The sequence below is a fragment of the Roseomonas sp. TAS13 genome (assembly GCF_001950415.1).
Taxonomy (GTDB): Bacteria; Pseudomonadota; Alphaproteobacteria; order Acetobacterales; family Acetobacteraceae; genus Roseomonas; species Roseomonas mucosa.
This window is the reverse complement of record NZ_BDLP01000309.1, coordinates 1-5,167: the sequence shown is the minus strand read 5'-3', so window position 1 is coordinate 5,167 and position 5,167 is coordinate 1. Positions and strand designations below refer to the sequence as shown.

Genomic DNA, 5,167 nt, shown 5'->3' with positions numbered 1-5,167 from the left:
CCTGGACCGCGCGGCGCGGCAGTTCGCCCGCCTACCCGACCCGACGCCGCGCCTGCGCTTCCGGCTGCGCGAGGGGCGGCTGGCGCTGGACGGGCTTTCCGCCCGGCTGGAAGGCGCCTCCTACCAGGGGCTGCTGGAGCGCGGCTTCGCCCTGGTGCGCGACGGCGAGGGCAGGCCCGTCACCCGTGCCGCGCAGGTCGATCCCGGGGCAAGGTTGCAGATCGAATTCGCCGATGGCGTCATCGAGGCCGCCGACACCCGGGGTGCCCCCCCGAAGCGCCCGCGCACACCCAAGGCCAAGGAACAGGGTTCCCTGCTGTGATCGCACGCCGCCTCCTGCTGCCCCTGCCAGCCCTGCTGCTCGCCCGCTGCGCCGGTTCCGCCGAGTCGCGGCCCGGCACCGCCGCCTCCGCGCCCGCGCTGGAGATGAACCCGGCCGGCCTGACCCAGGGCGGCTTCGTCGCCGGCCGCACTGCGCCCGGCACGCGCCTCGCCCTGGATGGCAAGCCGGTGCCGGTCTCGGCGGATGGCCACTTCGCCCTGGGCTTCAGCCGCGATGCCGGGCCGGAGGCGGCGCTGGGCATCACCCCGCCCGGCGGCCGCACCGAGATCCGCCGCCTCGCCATCGCCCCCCGCCACTGGGACATCCAGCGCCTGAACGGCCTGCCGTCCCGGCAGGTGACGCCGAACGCGCAGGACCTCGCCCGCATCCGCGCCGAGCAGGTGCGGATCAACGCCGCCCGCGCGGTGGAAACCCCGGTGGCGCTTTATGCCGAGGGTTTCGACTGGCCCGCACGGGGCCGCATCAGCGGCGTCTATGGCAGCCAGCGCATCCTGAACGGGGAGCCGCGGGCGCCGCATCTCGGCCTGGACATCGCCGTGCCGACCGGCACGCCGACCGCCCCGATGGCGCCGGGGCGGGTGACCCTGGCGGCAGACCTCTACTTCACCGGCAATACCTTGATCGTCGAGCACGGGCAGGGCGTGGCCAGCCTCTACGCCCACCTGTCGCGCATCGAGGTGCGGGAGGGCCAGCGGGTGGGGCGCGGCGAGACCATGGCGCTTTCCGGCGCCACGGGCCGCGTCACCGGGCCGCACCTGCACCTGGGCCTCTTCTGCCGGGGCGTCTCGATCGACCCGGGGCCCGTGCTGGGGCTGTAGCGGGCCCGGCCGGAGGGGGCGTCAGCCCAGCGGCATCTCCACGACGATCCGGCCCCAGGGCACGCCACGGTCCACCCGGACGCCGTCGGGCTTGCGGGCCAGGGTCAGCAACAGGCGCATGCCGAGGCCACGGCTGCGAACCGGGTCGAAATCGGCCGGAAAGCCCTGGCCTTCGTCCTCGACCGCGATCCGCGCCACCTTCCCGAGCGGCTGCACCGAGACGGAGACCGTGCCGTGCCCGTATTTCAGCGCGTTGGTCACCAGCTCGGTCACGATCAGCCCCAGGGAGGTCAGCTTGTCTGGCGACAGCATCAGGGATTCGGTCGAAAGATGGATGGGACGGCCGACGATCTCGTCGGACAGGCTGCCGCGCAGGTCGTCCAGCAGGCCGCCAAGATAGGTGGCGAGGTCCGCCTCGGTGACGTCGTTGCCCTCGTAGAGCCGCTTGTGCACCGCCGCGACGGTCAGCACCCGGCGGGCGGCCTCGGCCAGATGCGCCCGGGCGCCGCCGTCGTTCACATGCCCGGCCTGAAGCTGCAGCAACGTATGCACGAGCTGTAGGCTGTTGCGGATGCGGTGATGCACCTCGCGCATCAGAAGGTCCTGCTGCCGCAGCAGCGCGTCCTTGGCCTCCACGGCCTTCACCCGGTCGGTGACGTCGCGCGAGATGGCGACGAACTGCTCGTCCTCCCCCTGCCCGCCCAGGGGTGCCACCAGCACGTCCCACCATTTCGGCGTGCCCTTGGTCGTGGGGCAGAAGGCCTCGAAATGCCCGATCCCGGTCTGGCGCGCCGCGCGGATGGCGGCGCGGACATGTTCCGCCTGGTCCGCGGGCCAGAGCCTTTCCCAGGGGCAGTTCGCCACCTTGGCGAAATCGTCGATCTCCATCAGGCACAGGCCGTTGTGGTTCATGCGGACCAGCGTGCCGTCGCCCCGCAGCACCTTGATGCAGTCGGGGCTGCTCTCGAAGACGCTTTGCAGCATCGCCTCGCTGTGCGCGAGGGCCACCTGGCGCGCCTGCCGGTCCGCCACCGCCGCGATGACGTTGGCCAGGGCCTGGAGGAAGGCGATGTCGCGCGGCTCGAAATCCGTGCGGTCGCCGCTGTCCACCTCCAGCACGCCATAGGGCACGGCCTGGCCGCTGCCGATCAGCACGTTCAGCGCGCGCCTGACCCCGTGCTCCACCAGCAGGGCGGGGGTGCGGAAGCGGGCTTCCTCCGTCAAATGGTTGGAGATGACCGGTCGCCCGGTGCGAAAGGCATAGCCGGCGGGGCTTTCCAGATCCGCTCCCAGCCGGGCATGGCCCACGACCCCGGCATGCCAGCCGACCCCCGCCTGCACCAGGAAGGCGTTCTCCCCGGGCAGGAAGCGCAGGACCTTGGCGAAGGGCACGTCCAGCCCATCGGCCGCCACGCGGCAGACCTCGTCCAGCGAGGGCTGCAGGCTGTCGCCCCTCAGGGCGAAAAGACCGAATTCGGCGATCAGCTCCTGCTGCCGCAGCCTCTGATAGGCTTCGGCGCGCTGGGGCTCCATGTCGGGGGACAGCATGCCCGGAATTCTACACGTTCCCCGCCCCCTGGAAACAGGCCACGGCCCGGATGCCCCCGCGCCGCGCTCGGGTCGTCCATGCGCCGTGGCCGCGCGGCTTTCCGAGGGCCGGCGGAGCCCACCCCCGAGCACCCCCGGGGCGCCACGGGCGCGGCACCTCAAGCTGGGCGATGCTACCCTTCGCAGGAGTCGCGCCGGGGCGAGGCCCGCCGGCAGGCCGGTTCAGCGCTTCGGCGGCGGCGGCAGGTCCGGCTTCCCGCTGGGCGGCCTGGCCCCGAAATGATCGGCCAGCTGCGAGGCACTATAGGCTTCGGTGAAGCTTTCCTCGATCTCCGGCAGCATCGTCTCGTTCCAGGCGAGCCAGTCCTGCTCCATGCGCTCGAAGACGGCGGGCTGGCGAGCCTTCAGGTTCGCCCGCTCCATCGGGTCCTCGACCACGTTGAACAGGAAGCTGTTCTCCCCGATCTTCAGGTACTTCAGGTCGCCGTCGCGCATCGCCCGCTGGGCATTGGCCTTGTAGCGCCAGTACAGCCGGCGCGGCACCGGCGCCGCGCCGTCGAGGGCCGGCAGCAGGTCCATGCCATCCGGCGGATAGGCCGCATCGGCCTGCCCGCCGGCGGCGGCCAGCAGGGTGGGCAGCCAGTCCATGCTGGCCATCACCTGCTCCGAAGTGCCGCCGGGCCTGATCCGGGCGGGCCAGCGGATGACGGCGGGGATGCGCAGACCACCTTCCAGCAGCTCCGTCTTGCGGCCGTTGAAGGGCCAGACATCCGAGAAGCGCTCGCCGCCATTGTCGCTGGTGAAGATGACAATGGTGTCGCGGGCGATCCCCCTTTCCTCCAGCTCCGCCAGCACGAGGCCGATCTGCTCGTCCATCGAGACGACCATGCGGCCGTAGGTCTTCAGCGTGCCGCCGTCGAAGTTCCGCAGGTCCTTGCCCTTCAGCCGCTCGGATTCCGCCTCGTCGCCCGGGCCGACCCAGGGCCAGTGCGGGGCGTTGAAGTGCAGGCTGAGGAAGAAGGGGCGACCCGCCTGCGCGAAGTCCCGCACCACCTCCACCGCCTTCCGGCCGAGCAGTTCGGTGGCATAGCCATGCTGGTCGATCGCCAGGTCGCCGTCCCAGAGATCGGGTTTCCCGTCCGTGCCGCGATGCGTGTAGTAGTCGATGGTGCCGCCGCGGAAGCCCCAGAACCGGTCGTAGCCGCTCTTCAGCGGGCCGAACTTCGGCAGGGCGCCCAGGTGCCATTTGCCGACCAGGGCGGTGCTGTAGCCGGCACGCTTCAGCAGCGAGGGCAGTGTCGGATGCTCGGGCGGCAGGCCGACCTCGTTGGTGCGCGACAGCGGTTCCCACAGCCCGAGCGGTAGCCGGTACTGGTAGCGGCCGGTGATCAGCGCCGTGCGCGTCGCAGAGCAGACGGCGGAGCTGGCATAGGCCTGCAGGAAACGCAGCCCCTGCCCGGCCAGGCTGTCCACCGCCGGGGTGCGGAAGGCGCGCTGGCCGTAGCAGGAAACATCCGCCACCCCCAGGTCGTCGGCCATGATGAAGATGATGTTGGGCTGTCGCGTGGCTTGGTTCGGGGCTCGGCCTTGCGTCTGGGCCTGCGCGCCGGGGGGCGCCAGTGCGGCGCCCAGCCCGGCACCCAGCGTGGTCGCGCCCATGGCGCTGGCGGACAGCAGCCCGCGCCGGCTCATTTCGGTCGCCATTGTTTCCTCCCGTTTATTAGTTATGCGACATAACTAACTCGTTCTTTTGCGCCCAGCAAGGACGGCGCCGATCCTGCCACAGTCCGTCATCGCAGCGGGGCCATAGAATCCACGCATGATAGGGCTTGCATCAATACGTTTGCGCATGATTGGCTGGGGCCGTGGAACTCCGGCAGCTTGAAACCTTTTGCGCCATCATCGCGGGCGGCAGCCTGACCGCGGCGGCAAGGCTGACGGGCCGCTCGCAGCCGGCGATCTCGCGCCAGTTGCAGGAGCTGGAAGCGGCCCTCGGCTTTACCCTTTTCGAACGCAACGGCCCCCGCATCACCCCGACCGAACAGGGCTTGCGGTTCCATGACGAGGTGGAGCCCTCCCTGGCCGGCCTGCGGCGCCTGGAGGAACGGGCCGAGGCCATCGCCCGGGGCGAGCTGGCCTCGCTCGACATCGCCGCCATCCCCGCCCTGGCCATGGGCCTGATCCCCCGCGCCCTGGCGCGGCTGCCGGCGGAGGACCTGCCGCGCAACCTGGGGCTCGGCGCCGTCCCGGCGGGCGAGGTGGTGCGGCAACTGCTCGACCGCCGCGCCGTGCTGGGCTTCGCCAGCCTGCCGGTGGACCATCAGGGGCTGGACGTCCACTGGCTGGGCGAGAGCCGCTGCGTCGCCGTGCTGCCAGCCGCCCATCCCCTGGCCGGGGAGACCTGCCTGCCGCTGCGCGCCCTGGACGGGGCTGGCTCTTGATCACATCTACGCACAGC

The 5,167-nt window shown here is 71.4% G+C and carries 5 protein-coding genes; 3 read left to right on the top strand and 2 right to left on the bottom strand.

Annotation, left to right across the window (positions count from 1 at the left end; translation table 11 throughout):
• Positions 1 to 322 (top strand): exodeoxyribonuclease VII large subunit (locus tag ROTAS13_RS18855; protein ID WP_305793726.1); only part of this gene is annotated, 322 nt, incomplete at its 5' end.
• Positions 319 to 1,161, top strand: coding sequence for a M23 family metallopeptidase (locus ROTAS13_RS18850; RefSeq protein WP_019462259.1), 843 nt, complete (start codon positions 319 to 321; stop codon positions 1,159 to 1,161). The genes ROTAS13_RS18855 and ROTAS13_RS18850, both read left to right, overlap by 4 nt.
• Before the next feature lie 21 nt (positions 1,162 to 1,182).
• Here ROTAS13_RS18850 and ROTAS13_RS18845 read toward each other — a convergent pair whose 3' ends face one another.
• Entirely contained in the window at positions 1,183 to 2,709 is a 1,527-nt protein-coding gene (locus ROTAS13_RS18845) for a sensor histidine kinase (RefSeq protein ID WP_075823097.1), read from the bottom strand.
• Between the two features lie 222 nt (positions 2,710 to 2,931).
• Positions 2,932 to 4,413 (bottom strand): sulfatase, encoded by a 1,482-nt coding sequence (locus ROTAS13_RS18840; RefSeq protein ID WP_083755614.1) that lies wholly within the window; start codon positions 4,411 to 4,413, stop codon positions 2,932 to 2,934.
• Between the two features lie 161 nt (positions 4,414 to 4,574).
• Here ROTAS13_RS18840 and ROTAS13_RS18835 point away from each other — a divergent pair, with 161 nt between their 5' ends.
• Entirely contained in the window at positions 4,575 to 5,150 is a 576-nt protein-coding gene (locus ROTAS13_RS18835) for a LysR family transcriptional regulator (protein ID WP_075823095.1), read from the top strand.
• Positions 5,151 to 5,167 lie beyond the last annotated feature (17 nt).